This is a genomic window from Haemophilus sp. oral taxon 036, from assembly GCF_002998595.1.
Classification (GTDB): Bacteria; Pseudomonadota; Gammaproteobacteria; order Enterobacterales; family Pasteurellaceae; genus Haemophilus; species Haemophilus haemolyticus_K.
Genome location: NZ_CP027235.1, coordinates 934442 through 961392 on the forward strand (window position 1 = coordinate 934442; position 26951 = coordinate 961392).

A 26951-nucleotide genomic window follows, 5' to 3' on the forward strand; every position below is an offset into this window, starting at 1 on the left:
TCTGTTAGAGTAGATTTTTAGCTTCTATGATATAGAAACCTATTTAACCGTGGGTATGTTTACCCACGGTTGTGAGGGATATTATTTTTTCCCTTTTAAGAATTCTACGCCAGTATCTGGGAAATCGGTAAATACGCCTGTTGCACCTGATTTATTCAATAATGCATCGTACATTTGATTTACGTCAGTGAAGAATTCTGGCAATGCATCTTTACGCACTGTATATGGATGAAGTTCTACTTTGTATTGAGCAAGCTCTTTTACTAATGGTGTGTAGACAATGTTGCCTGGTTTAGATTGTTCTTTATCTACTAACATATACCAACCTGGACCAACACCATCAGCGTATTTTACCACTTCTGCCATTGCACCTGGTTTAAACATCCAATCGTAATCGTAGTTTACCCATTTGCCTTTCGCATCTTTTTCTTGCGTTTCTTTCCAATCTGTATAAGCCACTAATTGAACTAATTTCAAATCCATGCCCATTTTTGGAAGTAATTCAGTTTTGATACGTTTTAACTCATTAAAGTCGAAAGTTTGTAAGTAAACCATATCGGTTTTCTTATCATAGCCATATTTTTTCAATACTTTGAGCGTTTCAGCGGCAATATCTTTGCCATTTTGATGGTGGAACCAAGGTGCTTTGATTTCTGGATAAATCCCTACTTTTTTGCCTGTAGATTTTTCTAAGCCTTGGATAAATTCAATTTCATCTTCAAAGGTGTGAATTCTGAAGTGTGATTTCCAAAGTGGGAAACGACCAGGATAAACTTGTGATTGTTTGCCATCTTTAGTTTCAAAGTTTTCTGTCATTTCTAAACTTTGAATTTCTTTTAAGGTAAAGTCGATGACATAGTAACGACCATCTTTACGGTGACGATGTGGGAATTTTTTCGCTACATCAGTCAAACCATCTAAAAAGTGATCGTGAATAACCACTAAACGACCATCTTTAGTCATTGCTAAATCTTGCTCTAAATAATCAGCATGTTGTGCAAACGCAAGTGCTTTAGATTCTAAAGTATGCTCTGGTAAATAACCGCTAGCACCACGGTGAGCAATAATGATTTTGTCTGATTTCATTTGGGTGTTTGCCATGCTTGATGAATGGCTGCTGCAACCTGCTAGTACGCCAGCTGCTAATAAAGAAAGCGCTAAAATTTTAAGTTTCATTGTGTGTTCTCCTTGATTTACTTATTACATCTTGGTTTCATGTCGTAAAAATAGATTTCGCTAATTTCACGGTCATAACCTGGATAAAATCCTTTTGGCATCCCTAACACAATTTGTTTGCCTCGGTTTGCATGGACAAGTAGTTGTTTTGTTTTCGGATTAATATTCAAGCCTTCGATTTCGCCGACATCTCGAATATCATCCAAAGTTTTTTCTAAAACAACGCGAGCTTCATTATTTTTATCTGAGATTTCTACACGATAAATATGATCGGGTTCTTTTTCATCGGCAGTACCGTCATCCGCGGTGACGTAGAGATCGCCGTTGTAGGCATAAACACCTTGAATCCATTGTGGAACAGGTTGTAAATGCACTTTACGTTTATATTTACCGGTTGAAAGGTCATATTCATATAGATAACGGCCGCTTTCTTCACCTACCCAAGATGCCATCCAAACTGAATTGTGAACGGTATCTACGGTGATACCGGAAACTTCGACTTGACCAGACTTAGGCTTAAAATCAACAGATCTTTTTAATGCGAGTGTGTCAGGGTCATGAATGGCAATTTGAATATTTTTCCCTACGCCAGCATCAAACCATTCAGAAGAAACATAAAGTTCATTGTTGTAGATATCAATATCGCCAATGTGGTTAGCTTCTTTTTGATAGCCTACAAAAGGATCTTTATTTTCCTTGATGAGTTTTCCATTCATATCATATTTAGAGAGGGTTTTACTTCCGGACACATAAAGATGGTTTCCATCAGTTGTAATACCTTGGCGGCCATTTACTTCTAATACTTTATTCAATTTATAAGTATATTTAGGTAAAGCTGAATGATAAGGAGCTTCGCAAGTTTGATTTGCCGACACAGATATCGCAAAAAATGTGCAACCTAATCCAATAGTAATTGATGATAATTTCATAATTATTGTCTCCTTAAATATATGATTTATTTTGTGGGAAAGGAATCAAGATGGTCTTAATCAGAAACTAAAATTAATTTTAGTTACAAAAAAGGCGACCAAGCAATTTGCCTGTCGCCTTTTTTAAGCTAATTATTTAGTACCGTAAGTATCGCCTAATTTCGCTTTGTGTTTTCCTTCTTCAACCATTACGATTAAGAGTAATAACACCGCTAATATGCCACCGCCGATCATTACGTAGAAACCACCGTCCCATCCGTAATGTTGAGCAGCCCAACCGATAACTGCAGATGCAGAAACTGTACCACCTAAGTAACCGAATAAACCGGTGAAACCTGCTGCAGTACCTGCTGCTTTTTTCGGTGCTAACTCAAGAGCATGTAAACCGATTAACATTACAGGACCATAGATTAAGAAACCGATTAAAGTCATTAAAATGAAGTCTGTTAATTGGTATGGGTTTTGATACCATGCGCTGTAGTTTGCTAATTCAGCTTCTGGTGTCGCTGGGTTCATCCAATATGCAACAACCGCTGCAGTTGTTAAGATCATGAAGATGAAACCGGTTAAACCACGCTTACCTTTGAATACTTTATCTGATACCCAACCACATAATAATGTACCTGGAACCGCTGCTAATTCATAGATTGTGTATGCCCATGCGGTACCTTTGATGTTGAAGTGTTTTACTTCGCTCAAATAAACTGGAGACCATTTTAATACACCGTAGCGGATTAAATATACGAACACGTTAGCAAGTGCAATGTACCATAACAATTTGTTTTTCAATACATAGGTAACGAAGATTTCTTTTGTGCTTAAATCGTTTTCGTAAGTTTTTTCGTTATAGTCATCAGGGTAGTCATTACGCCATTTTTCGATAGATGGTAAACCACAAGATTGTGGAGTATCACGCATCACGAAGTAAACAGGAATTGCACAGATCATTGCTGCAATACCCGGATAGTATAGGGATTGTTGCCAAATGTCTTTTGCTTGTGCTTCGATACCATGAGTGCTGAAGAAGACGGCACTTGCTAATAGCACCATTGCACCAGGCATCATACCACCGATATTGTGCGCAGTATTCCAAATTGACACGATAGTACCGCGTTCTGATTTAGACCACCAGTGCACCATTGTACGACCACATGGAGGCCATCCCATACCTTGGAACCAACCATTTAAGAAGATCATCGCCCACATGATAGCGATGCCAGAGGTTGCCCATGGGAATAGACCCATTAAGGTCATACATAAACCAGATAGTAATAGACCAAATGGTAGGAATACGCGAGGGTTAGAACGGTCAGACATACCAGCCATGACGAATTTTGATAAACCGTAAGCAAGACCAGCTGCAGAACCGATTACACCAAGCTCAGCTTTTGTATAAAGACCAGCTTGAATTAAACCAGGTTGTGCTAAGTCAAAGTTTGCACGCACGAAATAGTATGCGGCATAACCAAAGAAGATCCCTGCGAATACTTGCCAACGTAAGCGTCTATACGTGGAATCAATTTTTTCCGCTGGAAGTTCCGCAATATGCGGAGCGGGTTTAAATGGACCAAACATAATTTTTCTCCAACTTTGTAATTATGTGTTATTGAAATTTACCCTTCAGATAGTAAGGGATGTGCTGCATCATAAAAGAAAATAAAAAATAAGAAAGTAGTAAAATGCAAAAATGTGAAGTGTTTCACAAAAATTTTACTTTGTCTGAGCGAATGCGAAAATTATTGTGATCAACTTCACAAATTCATTTTCTTTTCCGCTCAAAATGTTGTTAATTTAAGCATACTTAAATACAATACTCTCTGTATTTTTTATATTACTTTTTTGTTAAATTTTGGGAATTGGGGGTAAACATGGGATTATCGCCTAGCATGTACAAAGATGTTGGAGATTTTTCGCCACTCAGTACTGATGTCATTATTATCGGTGGTGGCGCAACGGGTGCTGGTATTGCGCGTGACTGTGCACTTCGTGGCATTGATTGTATTTTATTGGAACGCCGAGACATAGCAACGGGTGCGACAGGACGTAACCACGGATTATTACACAGTGGTGCACGTTATGCCGTGAACGACCAAGAATCTGCTGAAGAATGTATTAAAGAAAACCGCATTTTGCGCAAAATTGCGCGTCATTGCGTAGATGAAACGGAAGGCTTATTTATTACTTTGCCTGAAGATTCTCTCGACTATCAAAAAACCTTCCTTGAGAGTTGTGCAAAATCTGGAATTGATGCGCAAGCCATTGATCCTGACTTAGCTAAAATTATGGAGCCTTCTGTAAATCCAGATTTAGTGGGCGCTGTTGTTGTGCCAGATGGTTCGATTGACCCATTCCGTTTAACGGCCTCTAATATGATGGATGCGACAGAAAACGGCGCAAAAATGTTCACTTATTGCGAAGTAAAAAATTTGATTCGTGAAGGTGGAAAAGTAATTGGTGTAAATGTATACGATCATAAAAATCGTAGAGAACGCCAATTTTTTGCACCGCTTGTTGTGAATGCTGGTGGTATTTGGGGACAAGGGATTGCGGAATATGCCGATCTCAAAATTAAAATGTTCCCAGCGAAAGGTGCATTGCTTGTAATGGGCCATCGCATTAATAAACTTGTAATTAACCGCTGCCGTAAACCAGCTGATGCGGATATTCTTGTTCCAGGCGATACAATTTGTGTTATTGGTACAACGTCAAGTCGTGTTCCTTATGATCAAATCGATAACATGCAAGTGACGCCAGAGGAAGTGGATATTCTTTTCCGTGAAGGTGAAAAACTTGCACCGAGTTTACGTCATACTCGCGTATTACGTGCTTATGCAGGGGTGCGTCCATTAGTTGCGAGTGATGATGATCCATCAGGTCGTAATGTGAGTCGTGGTATTGTGCTACTTGACCACGCAGAACGCGATGGCTTAGATGGCTTTATTACTATTACAGGCGGTAAGTTAATGACTTATCGTTTAATGGCTGAATGGGCAACCGACCTTGTTTGTAAAAAACTCAATAAAACAGCACCTTGTGTCACTGCGGAGCAACCTTTACCAGGTTCTACTGAAAGCCGTCAAGAAACCAATCAAAAAGTCATTTCATTACCAAGTACCATTCGTTATTCCGCCGTGTATCGTCATGGTTCACGTGCTACTCGTTTGCTTGAAAAAGAACGTTTAGATCGTTCAATGGTTTGCGAATGTGAAGCGGTGACGGCGGGCGAAGTGCGCTACGCGATTGATGAACTAGGCGTAAATAACATTGTGGATTTACGTCGCCGTACTCGTGTTGGTATGGGTACTTGCCAAGCTGAGCTTTGTGCATGTCGTGCTGCAGGCTTAATGAACCGTTTTGAAGTGGCAACACCAACTCAATCAACTACTCAACTTTCTGCCTTTATGGAAGAACGCTGGAGAGGTATTGAGCCGATTGCTTGGGGGGAAGCTATTCGAGAAGCTGAATTTACATCTTGGATGTATGGTAGCGTATTAGGTTTAAATGATGTGAAACCGCTTGATGAACAAGCACAACAAGGGACGGATAGCAATGAATTTTGATGTAGCCATTATTGGCGGTGGTTTGGCGGGTTTAACCTGTGGCATCGCCCTTCAACAACGCGGCAAACGTTGCGTGATTATCAACAACGGTCAAGCAGCCATTGATTTTGCATCCGGCTCTTTAGATTTATTAAGCCGTATGCCATCAACGCCAAATGGAGAAGGTCGCGCGGTAGAAAATTTAAAAGAAGATATCACCGTACTTCGCAATGAATTACCTGCTCACCCTTATAGTTTATTGGGCGCAGAGAAAGTGCTTGCTAAAGCACAAGATTTTGAACGTTTAGCTAATGAATTAAATCTTGATTTAATTGGTTCAACGGAAAAGAACCATTGGCGTGTAACTGGCTTAGGCAGTTTGCGTGGTGCGTGGCTTTCACCAAATAGTGTGCCAACTGTACAAGGCAATGAAAGTTTTCCGCATAAACGTATTGCGGTGCTTGGTATCGAAGGTTATCACGATTTTCAGCCACAACTTTTATCGGCAAATTTGGTGTTAAATCCACAATTTGAACATTGTGAAGTAACAAGTGGTTTCTTAAATATTCCGCAATTAGATGAACTTCGCAAAAATGCTCGTGAGTTCCGTAGCGTAAACATCTCTCAACTTTTAGAGCACAAACTTGCATTCAATGATCTTGTTAAAGAAATTATTGAATCAGCGCAAGGCGCAGAAGCAGTATTTTTACCGGCTTGTTTTGGTTTAGAAAACCAAGAATTTATGACCGCACTTCGTGATGCAACTAAGCTCGCATTATTTGAATTGCCAACGTTGCCACCATCATTACTCGGTATGCGTCAACGTATTCAATTACGCCGTAAATTTGAATCCCTTGGCGGTTTAATGATTAACGGTGATAGTGCATTGAGTGCAACATTTGAAGGAAATCAAGTCCGTTGTATCAACACTCGCTTGCTCGAAGATGAAGAAATTACCGCACATAATTTCGTACTAGCTTCAGGAAGTTTCTTCAGTAAAGGACTCATTTCTGAATTCGATAAAATTTATGAGCCGGTTTTTGAATCCGATATTATCGGTGTTGAAGGGTTTAACGATAAAGATCGTTTCACTTGGACTGCTCATCGTTTTGCTCATCCACAACCTTATCAATCTGCCGGTGTAGCAATTAATGCTCAATGCCAAGTGCAAAAGAGCAGTCAATATTTAACGAATTTATATGCCGTCGGTAATGTGATTGGTGGTTTTAATGCGCTTGAGCTTGGTTGTGGTTCGGGTGTCGCAGTTGTAACTGCCTTGGCGGTTGCTGATGAAATCTTGGCGAAATAGGGGGAATAATATGGATAATAATATTCAACGACTCATTGATAGTGCAAAACAATCCCTTAATTCACCTGAAAGTCATAAATATATCGACGAAAGTTTTGAAAGCTGTATTAAATGTACGGCTTGTACTGCTGTTTGTCCGGTTTCACGCAACAACCCGCTTTATCCTGGTCCAAAACAATCTGGCCCAGATGGTGAGCGTTTACGCTTAAAATCTGCTGAACTTTACGATGAAGCACTTAAATATTGTACCAACTGTAAACGTTGTGAAGTGGCTTGTCCGTCTGATGTGAAAATCGGTGATTTAATTGTGCGTGCACGTAATAACCACTTAGCACAATCTAAAAAACCGTTAATGAATAAATTGCGTGATGCGATTTTAAGTAACACGGATGTCATGGGGAAAATCAATACGCCATTAGCGCCGATTGTAAACACTATCACAAGCCTAAAAGCTACCAAATTTATGTTGGAAAAAACGCTTAAAATTAGTAAAGAACGTACTTTACCTAAATATGCGTTTGGCACGTTCCGTAGCTGGTATATGAAAAATGCGTTACAAGACCAACAAAAATTTGAGCGTAAAGTCGCGTATTATCATGGTTGTTATGTGAACTATAATAATCCACAGCTTGGTAAAGAATTCCTTAAAGTGTTCAACGCGATGAACATTGGAGTGATGTTACTAGAAAAAGAAAAATGCTGTGGTTTACCATTAATGGTGAATGGTTTCCCAGAACGCGCACGTAATATTGCACAGTTCAATACCGATTACATTGGAAAAATGGTAGATGAAAATGGACTAGATGTGATCAGTGAAGCATCAAGTTGTTCACTTAATCTGCGTGATGAATACCATCATATTTTAGGCATCGACAATGCTAAAGTCCGTCCGCATATTCATATGGTGACGCCATTCTTATACCAGCTTTTCAAAGAAGGTAAAACATTACCGTTGAAACCACTTAAACTTCGAGTGGCTTATCACACCGCTTGTCACGTAGATAAAGCAGGCTGGGCACCTTATACTTTGGAAGTGTTGAAAAAAATTCCTGGTTTAGAAATCATTATGTTACCTAGCCAATGCTGTGGTATTGCTGGGACTTACGGTTTTAAATCGGAAAACTATGAAGTTTCACAATCTATTGGTAAGAACCTATTCGATAATATTAACGAAGGTGGGTTTGATTACGTCATATCTGAATGCCAAACTTGTAAATGGCAAATTGATATGTCATCCAACGTAACCTGTATTCACCCATTAACCTTACTCTGTATGTCGATGGATGCTTAGTTAAGAAAATGTTACACCTTAATCCCCCATATTCTGGGATTAAGGTGTAATAAATCGAATGATAGAATAGTACCGCGCTATTTCGTTTAATTCTTTTGCTTTCCTACACCTCAAGTGGTAAATTACCTGGTAAATTTTGCTGTTCTGGTAAGGACGCCGCTTGGAATATAATCTTGAACGAGCCAAACAATGGGTAAAGGCTTTAGATAAACGTCGTTTTGAACGAGCGTTACTGGGTTCTGGCGATGCGTTTCAACATGTGTTATCAATAGTTCCTTTACTTTTACAGAGTAATCACCCACAGCTTCCTGGCTATGTCATTCATGCTCCATCAGGGGTTTCCGGTTTCCATATTTCTGATTATCAAAAGCGATGGCTTGTTAATGAATACGGTATTAATTATGCCGATTGTAAATATATAAATCATCAAAGTGCGGTAAATTTTCGAGCTGTTTTGCCTCCTATTTTAGGTGTGTATGTGATGGGGAGTTTTGGTTCTATTAGCCAAACTTCATCTTCTGATTTAGATACTTGGATTTGTGTCCGTGATGGCCTTAGTTCAGATGAATGTGCGCTTCTCACCAAAAAAGCTAAACGTATTTCTGAATGGGCGACTCAGTTTAATGTAGAAATTAATTTCTATTTAGTAGATCAGCAACGCTTTCGCCATGAACATTATGCTGATTCACTCACCGCTGAAAATAGTGGATCCGCACAGTATATGTTGCTGTTGGATGAATTTTATCGGTCAGCAGTTCGTTTAGCGGGTAAACCTTTGTTATGGCTACATTTATGGGTTGAAAACGAAAAGGATTATGAAAAGGAAGTTGAACGACTGATTGAATCTGGGGAACTCGATCCAAATGATTGGGTTGATTTTGGCGGTTTAGGTCAATTCTCGGCGAGTGAATATTTTGGGGCTAGCTTATGGCAGCTTTATAAAGGAATTGATTCTCCTTATAAATCAGTACTCAAAATTTTACTACTAGAAGCTTATTCTAAAGAGTATCCTAATACCTGTTTAATTGCACGCACCTTTAAGCGCGATTTACTTTCAGGTTGTGCTAATCCAGATCACCATTTTGATCCTTATATTGCTATCCTTTCAAAAGTTACTCAATATTTAACCGCACTTTCTGAATTTAAGCGCCTTGATTTTGTACGTCGTTGTTTTTATGTGAAAGCAACGAAGGATCTTGCGCTTTACCAAGCAGATAATTGGCGTATCCGTTATATGGAAATTTTGGCACGGGAATGGGGATGGTCTGATGAAACTGTACAATTCCTTAATTGTCGCCCACTCTGGAAAATCAAAGCAGTAAAAGAAAATCATGATAATGTGGTGAAGTTTTTGATGTTGAGTTACCGTAACTTAGTTGAGTTTGCTCGAAAACATCGAATTCACTCAAGTGTTGTACCACAAGATATTAATATTCTTTCACGTAAACTTTATACTGCCTTTGAAGCAATTCCGGGTAAGGTCACTTTACTCAACACGCAAATTTCCCATAATTTGTCGGAAGATCATATTACCTTCTTAGAAGTACGAGGAAATAAGCATTTTAAAGATGGCTGGTATCTTATTAATCAGTCGCCAAATCATATTATGTTTTCTAAAGAGCGAGTGATTGAATATGGTGAGAGCTTAAATAAACTCGTCGCATGGGCATATTTTAATCGTCTTTTAACTGAGAAGACGCACTTATCTATTTTCAGTAAAAAAGTGAGTTCAGCAACATTACATCGTTTTGTAAATAATCTTCGAGTGGCATTTCCAAGTACTGTCACGCCTCAACCAAGTAATAGCGATTTATTAAATCAGTGTGAAATTCGTAGTTTGTTTATTGCAATTAATCTAACGGTAGATCCAACAGCTAATGTAGAAGAAGTATTAACAGATATTTCATCAAGAGATTTATTTAGTTTTGGTGCAATGGAGCAAAGCCTTGTAGGAAGTATTGATTTTACTTATCGTAATATTTGGAATGAAATTCGTACCCTTCATTTTGAAGGTCAAAATGCGATTTTGCTTGCTTTAAAAGTGCTTTCTAACAAAATTTATCGTGGAGTAAATCGACCTGATTCGATTCAAGTATATTGTTATAGCAAACGTTATAGACAAGATTTATGCCAGCTTGTTAGCGGGTTAGTTAATCGTTGTGTGAGTATTCAGGTTGGAGAGACGTCATTAAGTCATTCCTCTCGTTTACGTGTTGCAGGTAAAAATTGGCAATTCTTCTTTGAAGAGCGTGGTATCACTTTACAAGAAATCCAGAGTGATTCTGCGCTTGATGATATAAAAAGTGCGGTAGATTTTGATGAAGTTTTACAAAATCCTATTAAGGATAGTGAAATGAGCCAAGAGAGCCGTTGTTATCCAGCAGAAATGGATGTATTTGCTCGAGAAGGTTTCTTACAGTTTTTCTTTGAAGATAATCCAGATCACAGTTTCAATGTTTATATTTTAGATGAAGCTAATCGTCTTGAAATTTATCGCCGATGTGATGGTGAAAAGGATGATAAAGTGCGTGAGATTAATCAACTTTACCAAAATGCTAAGCATGAGGGAGATAATAATCCTTATAATATAATTTTGCGTAATTTTAATTATCCGCAATTTTATCAATTACAAAATGGTGAAAAAGGAAGGGTGATAGTGCCTTTTCAATTTCGTTTAGCTAATGTTTAGTTGATATTGCGTTATAATTTTTGTTGAATAAATTAAGATATGGCCAGGCTTGCCAATAAAATGGGCGGAGAAAGGGGATATAATATGACATTAGAGGTATGGCAGTACATCCGTCAAGAGGCCAAAATGCTCGCAGAGCATGAGCCTATGTTAGCAAGTTTCTTTCACTCTACTATTTTGAAACATCAAAATCTTGGTAGTGCGTTGAGTTATTTACTTGCTAATAAATTAGCGAATCCTATTATGCCAGCGATCTCTTTACGAGAAATCATTGAAGAAGCCTATCAAGCTAATCCTTCAATTATTGATTGTGCAGCAAGTGATATTAAAGCTGTTCGTCAGCGCGATCCTGCGGTGGAATTGTGGACTACGCCATTACTTTATTTAAAAGGTTTCCATGCTATTCAGAGTTATCGGATTACACATTATTTGTGGAATCAGAATCGAAAAGCGCTTGCGCTTTATTTGCAAAATCAGATTTCAGTAGCCTTTGATGTAGATATTCATCCCGCAGCTAAAATTGGCCATGGCATCATGTTTGATCATGCCACAGGAATTGTCGTAGGGGAGACCTCTATAATTGAAAATGATGTGTCTATTTTGCAAGGCGTAACACTTGGAGGAACAGGTAAAGAATCTGGTGATCGTCATCCAAAAGTACGCGAGGGCGTGATGATTGGTGCTGGAGCTAAAATTTTAGGTAATATTGAAGTAGGAAAATATGCCAAAATTGGGGCTAATTCAGTTGTGCTTCATCCTGTACCAGAATACGCGACAGCTGCTGGGGTACCGGCGAGAATTGTTGGGCAAGATAAAGCTGCAAAACCTGCATTTGATATGAACCAATATTTTATTGGACTTGATGATGGTATGAATTTAAATATTTAGAAAAGTAAAATGATAAATAAAGATACTCAACTCTGTATGTCGTTGTCAGGACGACCTGGTAATTTTGGAACCACATTTCATAATTATTTATATAAAAAGTTAGGATTAAATTTCATTTATAAAGCCTTTACGACACAAGATATTGAACATGCAGTGAAAGGTGTACGAGCATTAGGTATTCGTGGTTGTGCTGTTTCTATGCCGTTTAAAGAAAGTTGTATACCTTTTTTAGATGAAATCCATTCTTCAGCAAAAGCGATAGAATCAGTAAATACTATTGTGAATGATGATGGTTTCTTACGTGCTTATAACACAGATTATATTGCCATTGTAAAATTAATTGAGAAATATCAACTGAATAATTATGCTTCCGTGATTGTACAAGGAAGTGGCGGGATGGCGAAGGCCGTTGTTGCTGCATTTAAAAATAGGGGCTTTGAGAAGCTTAAAATTTATGCTCGCAATGCAAAAACAGGGCGATATTTAGCCGCACTTTATGGTTATGAATATATTGATTCGTTGGTAAATCAGTGTGCAGAAATTTTGGTAAATGTCACCCCGATAGGCATGAAAGGTGGAAAAGAAGAAACTGAGTTGGCTTTTCCACAACCTATGATTAATGCTGCAAATATCGCTTTTGATGTTGTTGCTATTCCAGCTGAAACCCCCTTTATCCGTTATGCGGAATCTAAAGGGAAAATGGTTATTTCAGGTGCTGAGGTTATTGTTTTACAAGCGGTTGAACAATTCGAACTTTACACGCATCAGCGTCCAAGTAATGAATTAATAGAAGAAGCGGCAGCATTTGCAAGAACAAGAAGTTAAATAAAATCTCCATTAAATAACATTTAATGGAGATTTTCTATCAACTACTATTAATAATAGCAGACTATTTACCATCCCATGCTTGTACGGCATCTAGACGTGCTTTAATTTTGCCTTGGGTATCTTTTTTAAAGTAACCGTCAGCTAATCCACCTTCCCAGCCACCGTAATTTGCATTTGGTAATACAATAAAGGTTTTACCAAATTTAGCCTGATTTTGTTGTACAAATGAACGACGTTCATTGTTACTTTTTCCGTAGACTGTATCACCGAAATCGTCTAGGTTATCGCCAGCGTAAAGAACAATCTCATAGCCTTGTTTTTCAATCTCGGCAAAACGCGCAGCTTTAGCAGATTTATCTTTTTTAAAGTAAAAGGATGAATCATCTAAGCCTTTAAAGCCAAGACGTTTCATATCGTCAATGGTACCGGTTTTTTCTGTGCTATCTTTACGGTTAGTCACGTAAAACATTTTACCGTTATGTGAATTTACATAATTATTAAATTCTACTGCGCCAGGGATAGCTCGGGATTGGCGAGCTTCAACCCAACGCGTCCAATCTTTTCCATCAAATGGTTTATTGTTTTTTACTTGCCAACCAGCATAAAGGCTGTTATCTAACATGGTTTCATCTAAATCAACAACAACCGCTTTTTTCTTTCCTTTAGTAACTTTTGCGTGATCAAAGGCAACTTTTGCTGCATTGTACGCTTGATAAGTTAATGCTTGGTATTCACCCGAATCTTGCATCCAGTTTAATCCAAGAACAGCTTGTTGTTGCAATTGTGCATTAGCATGTTCCTTTGAATCCATTGAATGAGTACTACATCCAGCGAGAACAAAAGCAGAAATTGCAGCAAGTGCGGTCATTTTTAAGGTTGTTTTCATGTTAAATTATTCTCCATATTAAGGCAGTTAAATACTGTGGGGGAGTATATCAAGTCTTTTGGTTTTTTACCTCATCTTCTCTGAATATCTCTTTAGTTTGTGACATTGATCACATTTTTTCTTTTCATTTTGTGACGAATATGTACAGCATTTTTTTATGCTATCGCCTTTCCTCTTTTTTCACGGTAAACTATCAGCATTTTTCTTGTATAACATAAAGATTATGCGACTTTTGATTCTTATTCTTTTCGCCATATTGGCACTGTTTCAATATGATTTATGGTTTGGACGCAATGGATTTTGGGATTATCGTGAAACCGCGGTAAAAATTGTAGAAAATCATGCTGAAAATGAAAAACTTTCCCAGCGTAATCAACGCATTAATGCGGAAATTCAAGGATTAACAAAGGGGTTTGAATCGATTGAAGAACGAGCAAGGATGCAGCATGGTATGGTAAAAGAAAATGAAGTGTTTTATCACATTGTGAAAGAGAATAAATAATGGATCGTCCAATTGTTGTTGTATTACCTGCAGCTGGAGTAGGCTCGCGTATGCAAGCGGATAAACCAAAACAATACCTAGCGTTGTTAGGTAAAACGTTGTTAGAACATACGCTTGATATCATGCTAACTCATACAGCGATTTCTAAGATTATATTAGTCGTGAGTAAAGATGATCCTTATATAGCCAATTTATCACTTTCACCTAAAATTCAATTGGTAGAAGGTGGTGAAACGAGGGCTGAATCAGTGCTAAATGGTTTGAATGCAATTTGTGATAAAAATGCTTGGGTACTAGTACATGATGCGGCTCGTCCTTGTTTACAGCATACTGATATTGATAAATTATTAGCCATTGATGATGAACAGGGGGCAATTTTAGCAATTCCCGTAACAGACACAATTAAGCGTTCAGACAATCAACAACGTATAGTTGTGACTGAAGATCGTAGTCTGCTTTGGCAGGCTCAAACACCACAATTTTTTCAAGTGGAATGCTTGAAAAAAGCACTTTCTACAGCTCTACAGCAAGGGCTTCAAATTACGGATGAGGCTTCTGCAATGGAGCATGCGGGTTTTCGACCACACTTGGTAGCTGGTCGTAGTGATAATTTGAAAGTCACGCGTCCTGAGGATTTGGCATTAGCTGAATTTTATTTAACAAGGAATAAATTATGATGAGAATTGGACATGGGTTTGATGTTCATGCTTTTGGAGAGAATCGCCCATTAATTATCGGTGGTGTAGAAGTACCATATCACACTGGTTTTATAGCACATTCGGATGGCGATGTGGCTTTACATGCCTTGACTGATGCAATTTTAGGCGCCGCAGCGCTAGGTGATATTGGCAAACTTTTCCCTGATACAGATATGCAATATAAAAATGCAGATAGTCGTGGTTTATTACGTGAAGCTTTTCGTCAGGTTCAAGAAAAGGGATATAAAATTGGGAATGTTGATGTAACTATTATCGCTCAGTCACCCAAAATGCGCCCATATATTGATGCAATGCGTGTAAAAATTGCTGAGGATTTACAATGTGATATTGAGCAAGTCAATGTAAAGGCCACGACCACGGAAAAATTAGGTTTTACAGGGCGAAGTGAAGGCATCGCCTGTGAGGCCGTTGCATTGTTAGTATATTGATAGTGATATATCGTAAGTGCGATAGTGTGCCTAAAAGAATTTTATCGTATTTCAAATTTTGTGATCTAGATCACAGTTTCTAAAAGTGAAAAGTCATACCATATATCTGCACAGTAAGTTTGTTGTCAATGACGCAAGCTATAAATCAAGATTTAGGCGCAAGAATGGACGTTTGTGCCATTTGGCATAGAGCTGTGCATCTTGCCTATTGGGTTTGGCGGACTGTTGTCTGACATTCCCGAACGATATCCTAATCAGTGAAATGATAACGAGTGAGTCGCTCACCTTTATTATGAAGTGGCCATTGATGATAGGACAACATCCATAACTGGATGTGGGGCAAATGGAGGGCTTCAGTCCGCTTCTTTGTCCACCAACCTTGTTGTTAGGTGCGATATTGTTAGTTGTTGTTGGCTAATGGAATGTTTATATGGGGTGTAACGATGTAACTATTCCATTAGTCAAACTATCTCAAATTCTAATTTTTATTAATCTATTAGTCATCCTTGTAATTCTAATTTTATCTGCTGATATTTATTGGGTTTCAGATATAAAAAAACGCACTTTCTACAAAGTGCGTTTTATTTTTAGAAACGATTAATTAGCAAGCTTGTTTGCCATAAGCATCTTGGCGAAGAATGTGACGAACACCTTCATCAAATTCTGCTAATACGCGATCTGCATCTTTTGGATCTTTACCGCGCGCATCCAAGTAGAATTTAATTTTTGGTTCGGTACCTGAAGGACGAGCAATTAAGCGTCCGCCATTTTCCAAGTTAAATACAAGGATATCGCTTTGACGATCTGTTTTAGTATGGTCGATAAATTGTGCCACTTTCACGCCAGCGATTTCTACTGGTGGATTGTTACGAAGTGCGGCCATTAATTTTCCGATTTCTGAAAGATCGCTTACTCGAATAGAGATTTGTCCACTCACATAAGCGCCAAATTCTTTAGTAAATTCATCAGCATAATCTGCTAAAGTTTTGCCTTGTTTTTTCAAGTTACGTACAAGATCTAAGAACACGATTGCTGCAGAAATACCATCTTTATCGCGTACTTTGTCTGGGTCAACTAAATAGCCCAATGCTTCTTCAAAACCAAACAATAAGCCAGATACTTTACCGATATATTTGAAACCGGTTAAGGTTTCTTCTGATTGGAAACCGTATTTTTTCGCAATTTCAGCGAGTGCAGGAGAAGAAACAAGTGAGCAAGCCAATGTGCCTTGTTTTCCTTGATATTGTTTTGCTAAGTACCAACCTAAGAAACAGCCTACCACATTGCCGTGTAGTGATTTCCAGTTGCCTTGCGCATCAGGCACAGCAACGGCTAAACGGTCTGCATCGGGGTCATTAGCAATGATAAATTCAGCATTCTTTTCTTTTGCTACTTTAATTGCTAAATCTAATGCGCCTTTTTCTTCTGGATTTGGGAAGTTCACGGTTGGGAAAGTACCATCTGGCCAAACTTGATCTGCCACTACGTGTGGTTGTGGTAAGCCTGCTTTTGCCAGCGTTTTACTTAAAACTTCATAGCCAACACCGTGCATAGCGGTATAAACATAGTTAATGTCGCAAGCTGGCTCTTTAGCTAATGATGCTGTTTTTGCAATGTAGGCATCTACCACTTCATCATTTAACACTACATAATTATCGCTACGTGGTAAATCTTGGATATTGCCTACCGCAATTTTATCAATTAATGCTGCGATGTCTGTATCTGCCGGTGAAACGATTTGACCGCCGCCATTTGCTTTACCTAAATACACTTTATAGCCGTTATCTTCTGGTGGGTTATGGCTTGCTGTTACCATTACACCCGCAGTGGTATCAAAATATTGGATAGCATAAGCTAAAACTGGCGTAGGTAATTTGCGTGGTAATAAATAAGCTTTTACGCCTGCACCCGCCATAATTTCAGCAGTGTCACGGGCAAAAACATCAGAGTTTTTACGGCCGTCGTAACCAATTACGATTGATGGTTCTTTATCGTAATCTTTTAAATATTCCGCTAAACCGCCAGCAGCTTGAGAGACTAAAACTCGGTTCATCCCCATTGAGCCAGCTTGTAAACGGCCACGTAAACCAGCCGTACCAAATTGTAAGCGACCATCAAAACGTGTGTGCAATTCTGCTTCTGCCGCTTTATCTCCGCCTTTTGCCGCATCTAAAAGTGCGGTTAATTCTGTATGAGTTTCTGCGTCAGGGTCTTGGTTTAACCAATTTTGCGCTACATGAAAAAGAGTTGTCATAGGATCATCCTTATTCTCTTGAAATAAATAAATCGCTGCTAGACTAGCCGAAATCACCCAAAATGGGAACGAATAATTATCAAAATTTTGATCTACTTAACATTTTTTGTTCACGCAATCGGTTATCCGAGCTAATTAGGAAAGCTATTTGTTGCATAGGCATTTATTTGAAAAATTCGCTATAATACCGCCTCAATATTTACGGCAAAATTTAACCGCACTTTAAGGATTTTCAATGTCATCCCAGCCTCGTTTCGTCCATCTTCGCACGCACACAGATTTTTCGATGATTGACAGTATCGTCAAAGTGAAACCGTTAGTAAAAGCCTGTGCTGCTAATGAAATGGTTGCAATGGCACTAACGGATTTTACTAATTTTTGTGGTGTAGTGCGTTTTTATGGTGAGATGCTTTCTTTAGGGATGAAGCCAATTATCGGGGCAGATGTAAAAGTCAAAAGTGCATTATGTGGCGATGAATACTTTGATCTGACTTTGTTGGCTAAAAATAATGAAGGTTATAAAAATATTACTTTATTGTTATCAAAGGCTTACCAGCGAGGTTATAACGACTTACCTTATATTGATCAAGATTGGCTTATTGATTATCGAGAAGGGGTGATTATTTTATCTGGTGGTATACAGGGAGATGTGGGAAAGAAATTATTAAAAGATAATGCTGATGAGATTGAAAGTGCGGTCGCATTTTATCAAGAATTTTTTCCCGAGCATTTTTATCTTGCTCTTAGCCGCACAGGAAGAGCGGATGAAGAAAGTTATATCCAAGCAGCACTAAAATTAGCTGAACATTACCATTTACCGTTAGTTGCTACAAATGATGTGGTATTCCTCAAGCAAGATGATTTTGAAGCCCACGAAATTCGTGTAGCGATTAGAGATGGTTATACTTTAGATGATCCTAAACGCCCAAAACGTTATACCTCCGAACAATATTTCCGTTCAGAAGAGGAAATGTGTGAGTTATTTGCAGATATTCCCTCAGCTTTAGAAAATACGCTTTTAATTGCTCAGCGTTGTAGTGTAACGCTTCGTCTTGGTCAATATTTTTTACCAAAATTTCCAACGGGTGAATTGAGCACAGAGGATTTCTTAATAAAAAAAGCCAGAGAAGGACTAGAGGAGCGTTTAGCATTTCTATTTCCGGATGAGAAAATTAGGGCCGAAAGACGGGCAGAATATGATGAACGTTTAGAAGTGGAATTAGGTGTTATCAACCAAATGGGATTCCCTGGTTATTTCTTGATTGTGATGGAATTTATTCAGTGGTCAAAAGATAACGATATTCCAGTGGGACCAGGACGAGGTTCGGGGGCTGGTTCTTTAGTTGCCTATGCATTGAAAATTACCGATTTAGATCCGCTTGAGTTTGATTTGCTATTTGAGCGTTTTTTAAATCCAGAACGGGTATCTATGCCTGACTTTGACGTGGATTTCTGCATGGATGGTAGAGATCGTGTTATTGAGCATGTTGCTGAAACTTACGGACGCGGTGCAGTATCACAAATTATCACCTTTGGTACCATGGCGGCAAAAGCGGTGATTCGCGATGTAGGGCGCGTATTGGGACATCCTTATGGTTTCGTTGATCGTATTTCGAAATTGATTCCTCCAGATCCAGGAATGACGCTCGCAAAAGCGTTTGAAGTTGAGCCACAATTGCAAGTGGCGTATGACAGTGATGAAGAGGTGCAAGCCTTAATAGATATGGCGCGTAAGTTGGAAGGTGTAACCCGTAATGCGGGTAAACATGCGGGAGGCGTAGTAATTTCTCCAACTTTAATTACGGATTTTGCGCCGCTTTATTGCGATAATGAAGGGCTTCACCCTGTTACCCATTTTGATAAAAGCGATGTGGAATATGCTGGGCTTGTGAAGTTTGATTTCTTAGGATTACGTACTCTGACTATCATTAAGTGGGCATTAGATATGATCAATGCTCGCATGGCTCGAGAAGGTAAGCCACTTGTTGATATTGCAGCGATTCCCCTAGATGATCATGAATCTTTTGAACAGCTTAAACGTTCTGAAACTACAGCTGTATTCCAGCTAGAATCTCGTGGTATGAAAGATTTGATCAAACGCCTTCAGCCTGACTGTTTTGAAGACATTATCGCGTTGGTAGCATTGTTCCGTCCTGGTCCTTTGCAGTCAGGAATGGTGGATAATTTTATTGATCGTAAACACGGACGAGAAGAAGTATCCTACCCTGATGCAGAATATCAACATGAAAGTTTGAAGCCTATTCTTGAGCCAACTTACGGTATTATTTTGTATCAAGAGCAAGTTATGCAGATTGCGCAAGTGTTGGCTGGTTATACGTTGGGTGGAGCAGACTTATTGCGTCGAGCGATGGGGAAAAAGAAACCAGAGGAAATGGCAAAGCAGCGTTCTGTATTTAAAGAGGGGGCGATAAAAAACGGTGTTGATGGTGAGCTTTCCATGAAGATTTTCGACTTGGTGGAAAAATTTGCTGGCTATGGTTTTAATAAATCTCACTCTGCTGCTTATGCCTTGGTGTCTTACCAAACTCTTTGGCTCAAAACCCATTTCCCTGCAGAGTTTATGGCTGCGGTGATGACATCTGAAATGGATAACACGGATAAAATTGTGGGTTTATATGATGAATGTTTACGTATGGGATTAAAGGTTGCTCCACCAGATATTAATGTGGGTAAGCATCATTTTAGTGTTAATGACCAAGGTGAAATTGTATATGGTATTGGCGCAATTAAAGGTGTGGGGGAAGGCCCTATTGAGGCACTTGTGACCGCTAGAAATGAAGGGGGAATTTTCAAAGACTTATTTGATTTATGTGCTCGAGTAGATTTGAAGAAAATTAACCGCCGGACTTTTGAAAGCCTAATTATGTCAGGTGCCTTTGATAAATTAGGTCCACATCGCGCCGCACTTTCTAAGAATTTAGAAGATGCCCTTAAAGCATCTGATCAACATGCTAAAGATGAAGCAATGGGACAAACGGATATGTTTGGGGTGTTGACTGAAACACACGAAGAAGTTGAGAATGCCTATGCGAATACCCCACCTTACTCAGAAAAACAAATTCTTGATGGTGAGCGTGAAACACTAGGGCTCTATTTAAGTAGTCATCCTGTAAGCCGATATTTAAAAGAATTATCTCATTACACATCAATACGTTTAAAAGATTTGACTCCAAATCGTCGTGGGCAAATAAGTACTGCCGCAGGATTATTAGTTTCGTCTCGTATAGCTATGACTAAAAAAGGTAATCGACTCGGTATTGCAACATTAGATGATCGTTCTGGTCGTTTAGATTTAACTTTATTTGGTGAAAGTTTAGATCAATTTGGTGAAAAGTTACAAAAAGATACAGTAGTGATTGCTTCTGGACAGGTCAGTGTTGATGATTTCTCAGGTGGCTTAAAAATGACGGTGCGAGAGTTAATGACCTTAGATGAGGCTCGTTCTCGTTATGTCAAATCCTTAGCTATCAGCCTTTCTGAGCATCAAATTACACCAAGTTTCATTAAACAACTTAAAGCATTACTTGAGCCAGTGAGTGGTGGAACGTTGCCGATTAACGTATATTACCAAAGTCCGAAAGGTCGTGCGTTGTTACGTTTGGGCGTGCAATGGTCGATCATTCCAACAGATGAAATTCTGACAGAATTAGTGAATTTACTTGGCGAAAGCGCGGTGGAATTAGAGTTTGAATAATACAAAGGCGTGAAAGATATCACGCCTTTCTAATCAATTAACGTAAGAAATAACGATAAGATTTGCTTTCTGTTACATCTTCAAAAACATAATTGAGTTGAGCAAGTGCCTGTTCAAATTCTGCTTGTTCGGATTCTTCAATTTGGAAACCAGCAAGGATATTTCCATAGTCCGCGCCGTGGGCACGATAGTGGAATAATGAAATATTCCAACGATTTTGTAACATTTCCAAGAATTTCAATAACGCGCCTTTTTGCTCTGGGAATTCGAACGTATATAAGCGTTCGTTATCATTGGCTACGCGACCACCCATTAAATAGCGAACATGCGTTTTCGCAATATCATCATCAGACATATCCTCAACATCAAAACCATTTTTAGTGAGGTCTGCAATAATATCTGCTCTTTCTTGCTCATTTGTCGTTCTTACCCCAACAAACACACAAGCGTGTTTATCATCTGCATAGCGATAACTGAATTCGGTTACAGCTCGGTTACCTAATATATAAGCAAATTTTAAGAAACTACCGGGTTGTTCAGGCATGGTCACGGCTAATAAAGCTTCTCGGTTTTCACCAATTTCACAACGTTCGGATACATAACGTAACGTGTGGAAATTCAAGTTCGCACCAGACAAAATTGCCGCCATATTTTTGCCTTCAATATGGTTTTGTTTCGCATATTTTTTCAAACCAGCTAAACCTAATGCACCTGATGGTTCTGCTACAGCACGAACGTTCTCAAACAAATCTTTCATTGCTGCGCACACTTCATCACTATCTACCAATACCATATCATCAAGATATTGCTGACATAGACGGAATGTTTCGTCACCAATGCGTTTTACGGCAACGCCATCCGCAAATAATCCAACATGGGTTAAATCTGTTGGCTCACCTTTATCGAGAGCGGCTTTTAAGCATGCAGAATCCTTTGATTCTACACCAATGATTTTAATTTCCGGCATAAATTGCTTAAGCAAAATTGCCACGCCAGCAGCTAAGCCACCTCCGCCGACTTGTACAAACACATAATCCAAATCTGCCACTTGTTGCAGCATTTCCATTGCTAACGTGCCTTGTCCAGCGATCACTAATGGATGATCGAATGGTGGAATAAATGTCATATTTTTTTCTTTTGAAAGCTCAATCGCTTTTGCTTTGGCTTCATCGAAATTAGCACCGTGCAACAACACTTCGCCACCAAAACCACGCACCGCATCCACCTTAATGCTTGGGGTGTTTTGTGGCATGACGATCAATGCTTTTAAGCCTAATTGTTTCGCTGATAATGCCACGCCTTGTGCATGGTTACCTGCAGATGCCGCTATTACGCCTGCTGCTTTTTGTTCTGCTGAAAGGCTAGAAATCATTGCGTAAGCACCGCGTAGTTTAAAACTATTTACTGGCTGACGGTCTTCTCGTTTAATCCAGATATTATTGTGCAGTCGTTCAGAAAGTTTTCCCATTTTTTGTAAAGGTGTCACTTGTGCGGCTTCATATACGCGTGAACCAAGTTTAACAATGGCATTGATATAATCTGATTGAGAAGGTTGAGGATTGGTGAGTAGGTTTTTCATAGTGTTTGTTTTGATGATGAAGTGCGGTTAGTTTTTCTTTTGTTTTATCCCCCTCTTATGAAGGAGGGGGAACCGTTAAATTATTTTAATAATGTTTTATCGCGTACCGCACCTTTGTCCGCAGAGGTGGCAAAGTGACCGAATACTTTCAATGCGAAAGAGACTTCACGTTCACGGTTAGCAGGCTGCCAACCTTTTTGATCTTGTTCAGCTCTGCGTGCTGCGAGTTCTTCATTACTGATTTCTAAGTTAATTGCACGATTTGGAATATCAATGTTGATAATATCGCCATCGCGTACTAAGCCGATTGCACCGCCAGAGGCAGCTTCTGGTGAAGCATGTCCAATAGACAAGCCTGATGTACCACCAGAGAAACGTCCGTCCGTTAATAAAGCACATTTTTTACCTAAGCCCATCGATTTTAAGTAACTGGTTGGGTATAACATTTCTTGCATACCTGGTCCGCCTTTAGGCCCTTCGTAACGGATAACAACGACATGACCTTCTTTGACTTTGCCACCCAAAATGCCTGCAACCGCATCTTCTTGGCTTTCAAATACGATTGCAGTACCGGTGAATTTCCAAATAGATTCATCTACGCCCGCGGTTTTAACGATACATCCGTCTTCAGCGAGATTACCGAATAATACGGCTAAGCCACCTTCTTGCGAGATCGCATTTTCTTTATTGCGAATACAACCGTTTACACGATCATTATCGACGGTATCCCAACGGCAATCTTGTGAGAATGCTTGAGTTGTGCGGATGCCTGCAGGGCCTGCACGGAAGAATTTATGTAATTCTTCATCTTGATTGCGAATAATATCGTATTGGTCTAGTTGTACTCCCATGCTCATTCCAAGCACGGTGTGTGTATTTTTATGAATTAATCCAGCGCGGTCTAATTCACCTAACAATCCCATAATACCGCCTGCACGGTGTACGTCTTCCATGTGGTATTTATTGGTATTTGGTGCAATTTTGCTTAAACAAGGTACTTTGCGCGATAAACGGTCAATATCTTCCATTTTAAAATCTACGCCCGCTTCTTGAGCTGCCGCTAATAAGTGTAAAACAGTATTGCTTGAACCACCCATTGCGATATCGAGGCTCATTGCATTTTCAAAGGCATCAAAGGTACCGATTGAACGAGGCAACACGCTTGCATCATCTTGTTCGTAATAACGTTTGCAAAGCTCAACAATTTGACGACCTGCTTTTAAGAATAATTCTTTTCGGTCAGCATGGGTCGCCAACATAGAACCATTGCCTGGTAAAGATAAACCTAACGCTTCAGTTAAGCAGTTCATAGAGTTTGCGGTAAACATGCCAGAACAAGAACCACAAGTTGGGCAAGCACTGCGCTCAATGGCATCAATACGTTCATCTGACACATTTGGATCGGCAGCCTCAATCATCGCATCAACCAAATCTAAGCGGATTAATTGATCAGAAAGTTTTGTTTTGCCCGCTTCCATTGGACCGCCTGAGACAAAAATTGTCGGAATGTTTAAGCGCATTGCCGCCATCAACATTCCTGGAGTGATTTTGTCACAGTTGGAAATACACACCATCGCATCAGCACAGTGAGCATTAACCATATATTCTACGCTATCAGCGATCAAATCACGGCTTGGTAAAGAATAAAGCATTCCACCGTGTCCCATCGCGATACCATCATCCACCGCAATAGTGTTAAATTCTTTTGCTACGCCGCCTGCTTTTTCAATTTCTGCGGCAACAAGCTGTCCCATATCTTTTAAATGCACATGCCCTGGTACGAATTGGGTGAAAGAGTTCACCACCGCAATAATCGGTTTACCAAAGTCATTTTCTTTCATCCCTGTTGCACGCCATAAGGCACGTGCGCCTGCCATATTACGACCTTGTGTACTGGTCGCTGAACGTAGTTTTGGCATAAATAATCTCTCCGAGTAAAATTTTAGGGTTCGTTTGTGTGATTAATTTCTTCGTTAATTGAGACTGCCAAATCTCCCCTTCCCCTCTTTGCTAAAGAGGGAGAATTTCTTTAGTAAGTGGATAACCATTGTTTCATTCACATTCTAGTGTTGTTAAAGTTCAACACTAATACTTAAATTTATCTCAATTCAATCCCCTCTTTAGCAAAGAGGGGAAGGGGAGATTTAGCAGAAGAAAAGTCGAAGAAATTATTTGATAAAATATTCTTAATTAACCATTAAAACATCCAGCAGCTTAACCAACTGATTCACTAACAGCTCTAAAGTGCGGTCAGATCTTACGGTGATTTTTAACTGCACTTGGGTTTCAATCAGTGTCATTTCCATTGTTGTAATGGTAAATCCACGATGGCGTGCTACGCGTAAAATGCGTTCTAGTACTTCAGGACGATGGCGAGCGACGAGTTCCAGTTTATATTCATTCATTAGTTCATCTCCTCTACCATATCCGCGTTACATGCACCTGGTGGTACAAGTGGCCATACACATTCATCAGGTGGAATACATATTTGTAATAAATAGGCTGTTTTGCTGTTTAATAATCGGTTGAGTGCTGCATCCACATCATCGGCTGACTCAATACGTTCCGCAGGAATACCGAACGAGTTAGCAAGCATTACAAAATCTGGGTTGTCATCTAAAATGGTTTCACTACGACGTTTATTCCAGAATAAATCTTGCCATTGACGAACCATACCTAAGCGTTGGTTATCCAATAGCAAAATTTTTACCGGTAAATTGCCACGTTTGATAGAACCCAATTCTTGGATATTCATCATGAGTGAGCCATCACCCGTAACCAAAATGACTTCATCTTGCGGACGTGCTTTTTTTGCACCCACTGCGGCTGGCAGACCAAATCCCATTGTGCCGAAACCTGCTGATGTAATGTAATTCTCTGGCGCAAAATGCTTCATGTGTTGCGCTGACCACATTTGATGCTGCCCCACATCAGTACAAATTACCGCATTATTTGGTTTACGATTAGATAGGGTGTTGAGTAATGCCCAAGGATCAATCGGGCGGTTGCCTTGATTTTCAACATAAGTGAAATCTAATTTTGCTTTGAAATTTCTGATTTGTTCACGCCAAGGTTCAATATCAAGCTCTTGTTTGAGTTCATTAAGTGCTTGGATTAAATCCCCTTGTAGTGCAACATCTGCACGGCGTAATTTATGAATTTCCGCTGCATCAATATCACAATGAATCACTTTGGCATGAGGCGCAAAAGTATTGAGTTTACCTGTTACACGATCGTCAAAACGCGCACCGCATACGAGTAATAAATCGCTTTCTTGCACGGCAAAATTAGCAGCTTTTGTACCATGCATACCAATCATTCCCATATACACATTATCGTTTGGATCAATTGCACCTAAACCTTTTAAAGTTGAGACTGATGGCATTTGGGTCTGAGCTAAAAATTTGCGTAAGGCAGGAACAGCCTTCGCCATACCAACGCCGCCCCCCACATAAAGCACAGGTTTTTTAGCATTTTTTAATAATTCTTTTGCTTCAGCAAGTTTATCTGCCGAAAGTGCGGTTGGTTTTTCTAGTGTTTTAACGTAGGCTTTTACATTCTCAGGCACGTTACCAACTTGAATATCGCGAGGCACATCAATAAGAACTGGGCCGGGGCGTCCGCTTTGGGCAATTTCAAAGGCTTCCGCAAAAACATCGGCTAATTCATCCGTACTTTGCACGATAAAACTGTGTTTAGTGCAAGCAAGGGATAGTCCTAGAACATCAGTTTCTTGGAACGCATCCGTGCCGATTAATGGAGAGGAAACTTGACCGGTAATGGCTACAACTGGAATGGAGTCCATCATGGCATCGCCTAATCCAGTGACTAAATTGGTGGCGCCAGGGCCTGATGTTGCAATGCAGACGCCTACTTTTCCTGTGGAACGAGCATAACCAATCGCTGCGATGGCAGCCCCTTGTTCATTACGACAAAGTAAGTGATCTAAGCCTGCGTCATAAAGGGCATCGTAAGTTGGCATGATTGCTCCGCCTGGATAGCCGAAAAGAGTCGTGACATGGTGTGCTTTCAGGCACTCCATGATGAGTTGTGCACCTGTCATTGTGTTTGTTTCCGGGTCTTTTATTATTTTTGTCTGAGCTTTCATTGTAACGAAATTTTATAGCATTGGTAGGGCTAGCCTGAAAAAAAGTCAAATATTGAGACAGAAATTTTAAAAAAAGACCAATAACTTAAATTATTGGTCGTGACTTTCATC

Annotated in this window: 19 protein-coding genes; 10 read left to right on the forward strand and 9 right to left on the reverse strand. The window is 39.5% G+C overall.

Going from position 1 to position 26951, the window contains the following annotated elements; genetic code table 11:
- Positions 1-81: 81 nt before the first annotated feature.
- The 3 genes from glpQ to glpT form a co-directional block, all read right to left on the reverse strand.
- Positions 82-1176 carry a glycerophosphodiester phosphodiesterase gene (glpQ, locus tag C3V42_RS04550; protein ID WP_106013827.1) on the reverse strand — a complete coding sequence of 365 codons (1095 nt, stop codon included), beginning with the start codon at positions 1174-1176 and terminating at the stop codon, positions 82-84.
- Between the two features lie 17 nt (positions 1177-1193).
- Positions 1194-2105, reverse strand: coding sequence for a hypothetical protein (locus C3V42_RS04555; RefSeq protein WP_106013828.1), 912 nt, complete (start codon positions 2103-2105; stop codon positions 1194-1196).
- Positions 2106-2237: 132 nt separating this feature from the next.
- Complete coding sequence (gene glpT, locus C3V42_RS04560) at positions 2238-3680, reverse strand: glycerol-3-phosphate transporter (RefSeq protein ID WP_106013829.1); 1443 nt, start codon at positions 3678-3680, stop codon at positions 2238-2240.
- Positions 3681-3973: 293 nt separating this feature from the next.
- On the opposite strand from glpT, the gene glpA reads away from it, so the two are divergent.
- The 6 genes from glpA (at position 3974) to C3V42_RS04590 (ending at position 12646) form a co-directional block, all read left to right on the forward strand.
- Entirely contained in the window at positions 3974-5665 is a 1692-nt protein-coding gene (gene glpA / locus C3V42_RS04565) for an anaerobic glycerol-3-phosphate dehydrogenase subunit A (RefSeq protein ID WP_106013830.1), read from the forward strand.
- Positions 5655-6953, forward strand: coding sequence for a glycerol-3-phosphate dehydrogenase subunit GlpB (gene glpB / locus C3V42_RS04570; protein WP_106013831.1), 1299 nt, complete (start codon positions 5655-5657; stop codon positions 6951-6953). The genes glpA and glpB overlap by 11 nt, the downstream gene beginning before the upstream one ends.
- A gap of 10 nt (positions 6954-6963) precedes the next feature.
- Complete coding sequence (gene glpC, locus C3V42_RS04575; RefSeq protein ID WP_005632254.1) at positions 6964-8244, forward strand: anaerobic glycerol-3-phosphate dehydrogenase subunit GlpC; 1281 nt, start codon at positions 6964-6966, stop codon at positions 8242-8244.
- A 160-nt stretch (positions 8245-8404) separates the two neighbouring features.
- The gene (locus C3V42_RS04580) at positions 8405-10933 is read left to right on the forward strand and encodes a class I adenylate cyclase (RefSeq protein ID WP_106013832.1); all 2529 of its coding nucleotides are present in this window, start codon (positions 8405-8407) and stop codon (positions 10931-10933) included.
- Positions 10934-11017: 84 nt separating this feature from the next.
- On the forward strand, positions 11018-11821 hold the full coding sequence (cysE, locus tag C3V42_RS04585) for a serine O-acetyltransferase (RefSeq protein ID WP_048953091.1): 804 nt from the start codon (positions 11018-11020) through the stop codon (positions 11819-11821).
- Between the two features lie 9 nt (positions 11822-11830).
- Positions 11831-12646, forward strand: coding sequence for a shikimate 5-dehydrogenase (locus C3V42_RS04590; RefSeq protein ID WP_106013833.1), 816 nt, complete (start codon positions 11831-11833; stop codon positions 12644-12646).
- 64 nt (positions 12647-12710) lie between these two features.
- On the opposite strand, the gene C3V42_RS04595 is transcribed toward C3V42_RS04590, so the two are convergent.
- The gene (locus C3V42_RS04595) at positions 12711-13535 is read right to left on the reverse strand and encodes a 5'-nucleotidase, lipoprotein e(P4) family (protein ID WP_048953089.1); all 825 of its coding nucleotides are present in this window, start codon (positions 13533-13535) and stop codon (positions 12711-12713) included.
- A gap of 223 nt (positions 13536-13758) precedes the next feature.
- Between C3V42_RS04595 and ftsB the strand changes: the two genes are divergently transcribed.
- The 3 genes from ftsB to ispF are packed head-to-tail and all read left to right on the forward strand — an operon-like array spanning position 13759 to position 15184.
- Positions 13759-14037 carry a cell division protein FtsB gene (ftsB, locus tag C3V42_RS04600; RefSeq protein ID WP_048953088.1) on the forward strand — a complete coding sequence of 93 codons (279 nt, stop codon included), beginning with the start codon at positions 13759-13761 and terminating at the stop codon, positions 14035-14037.
- Positions 14037-14714 carry a 2-C-methyl-D-erythritol 4-phosphate cytidylyltransferase gene (gene ispD, locus C3V42_RS04605; protein WP_106013834.1) on the forward strand — a complete coding sequence of 226 codons (678 nt, stop codon included), beginning with the start codon at positions 14037-14039 and terminating at the stop codon, positions 14712-14714. Before ftsB ends, ispD begins: the two co-directional genes overlap by 1 nt.
- Complete coding sequence (gene ispF, locus C3V42_RS04610) at positions 14711-15184, forward strand: 2-C-methyl-D-erythritol 2,4-cyclodiphosphate synthase (RefSeq protein WP_048953086.1); 474 nt, start codon at positions 14711-14713, stop codon at positions 15182-15184. The genes ispD and ispF overlap by 4 nt, the downstream gene beginning before the upstream one ends.
- A 601-nt stretch (positions 15185-15785) precedes the next feature.
- On the opposite strand, the gene C3V42_RS04615 is transcribed toward ispF, so the two are convergent.
- The gene (locus C3V42_RS04615; protein WP_106013835.1) at positions 15786-17438 is read right to left on the reverse strand and encodes a phospho-sugar mutase; all 1653 of its coding nucleotides are present in this window, start codon (positions 17436-17438) and stop codon (positions 15786-15788) included.
- A gap of 235 nt (positions 17439-17673) precedes the next feature.
- Between C3V42_RS04615 and dnaE the strand changes: the two genes are divergently transcribed.
- A complete protein-coding gene (gene dnaE, locus C3V42_RS04620) occupies positions 17674-21153 on the forward strand; it encodes a DNA polymerase III subunit alpha (RefSeq protein ID WP_106013836.1) in 3480 nt (1159 codons plus the stop codon).
- Positions 21154-21190: 37 nt separating this feature from the next.
- Here the strand turns inward: dnaE and ilvA are convergent, their stop codons facing one another.
- From ilvA to ilvG, 4 genes are all read right to left on the reverse strand, one after another.
- Positions 21191-22732, reverse strand: a complete 1542-nt coding sequence (gene ilvA / locus C3V42_RS04625; protein ID WP_106013837.1) for a threonine ammonia-lyase, biosynthetic — start codon at positions 22730-22732, stop codon at positions 21191-21193.
- An 80-nt stretch (positions 22733-22812) separates the two neighbouring features.
- A complete protein-coding gene (gene ilvD / locus C3V42_RS04630) occupies positions 22813-24651 on the reverse strand; it encodes a dihydroxy-acid dehydratase (RefSeq protein ID WP_106013838.1) in 1839 nt (612 codons plus the stop codon).
- Positions 24652-24918: 267 nt separating this feature from the next.
- Positions 24919-25137, reverse strand: coding sequence for an acetolactate synthase 2 small subunit (gene ilvM, locus C3V42_RS04635; RefSeq protein WP_106013839.1), 219 nt, complete (start codon positions 25135-25137; stop codon positions 24919-24921).
- Complete coding sequence (gene ilvG, locus C3V42_RS04640; RefSeq protein ID WP_106013840.1) at positions 25137-26795, reverse strand: acetolactate synthase 2 catalytic subunit; 1659 nt, start codon at positions 26793-26795, stop codon at positions 25137-25139. The genes ilvM and ilvG overlap by 1 nt, the downstream gene beginning before the upstream one ends.
- Between the last annotated feature and the right edge of the window lie 156 nt (positions 26796-26951).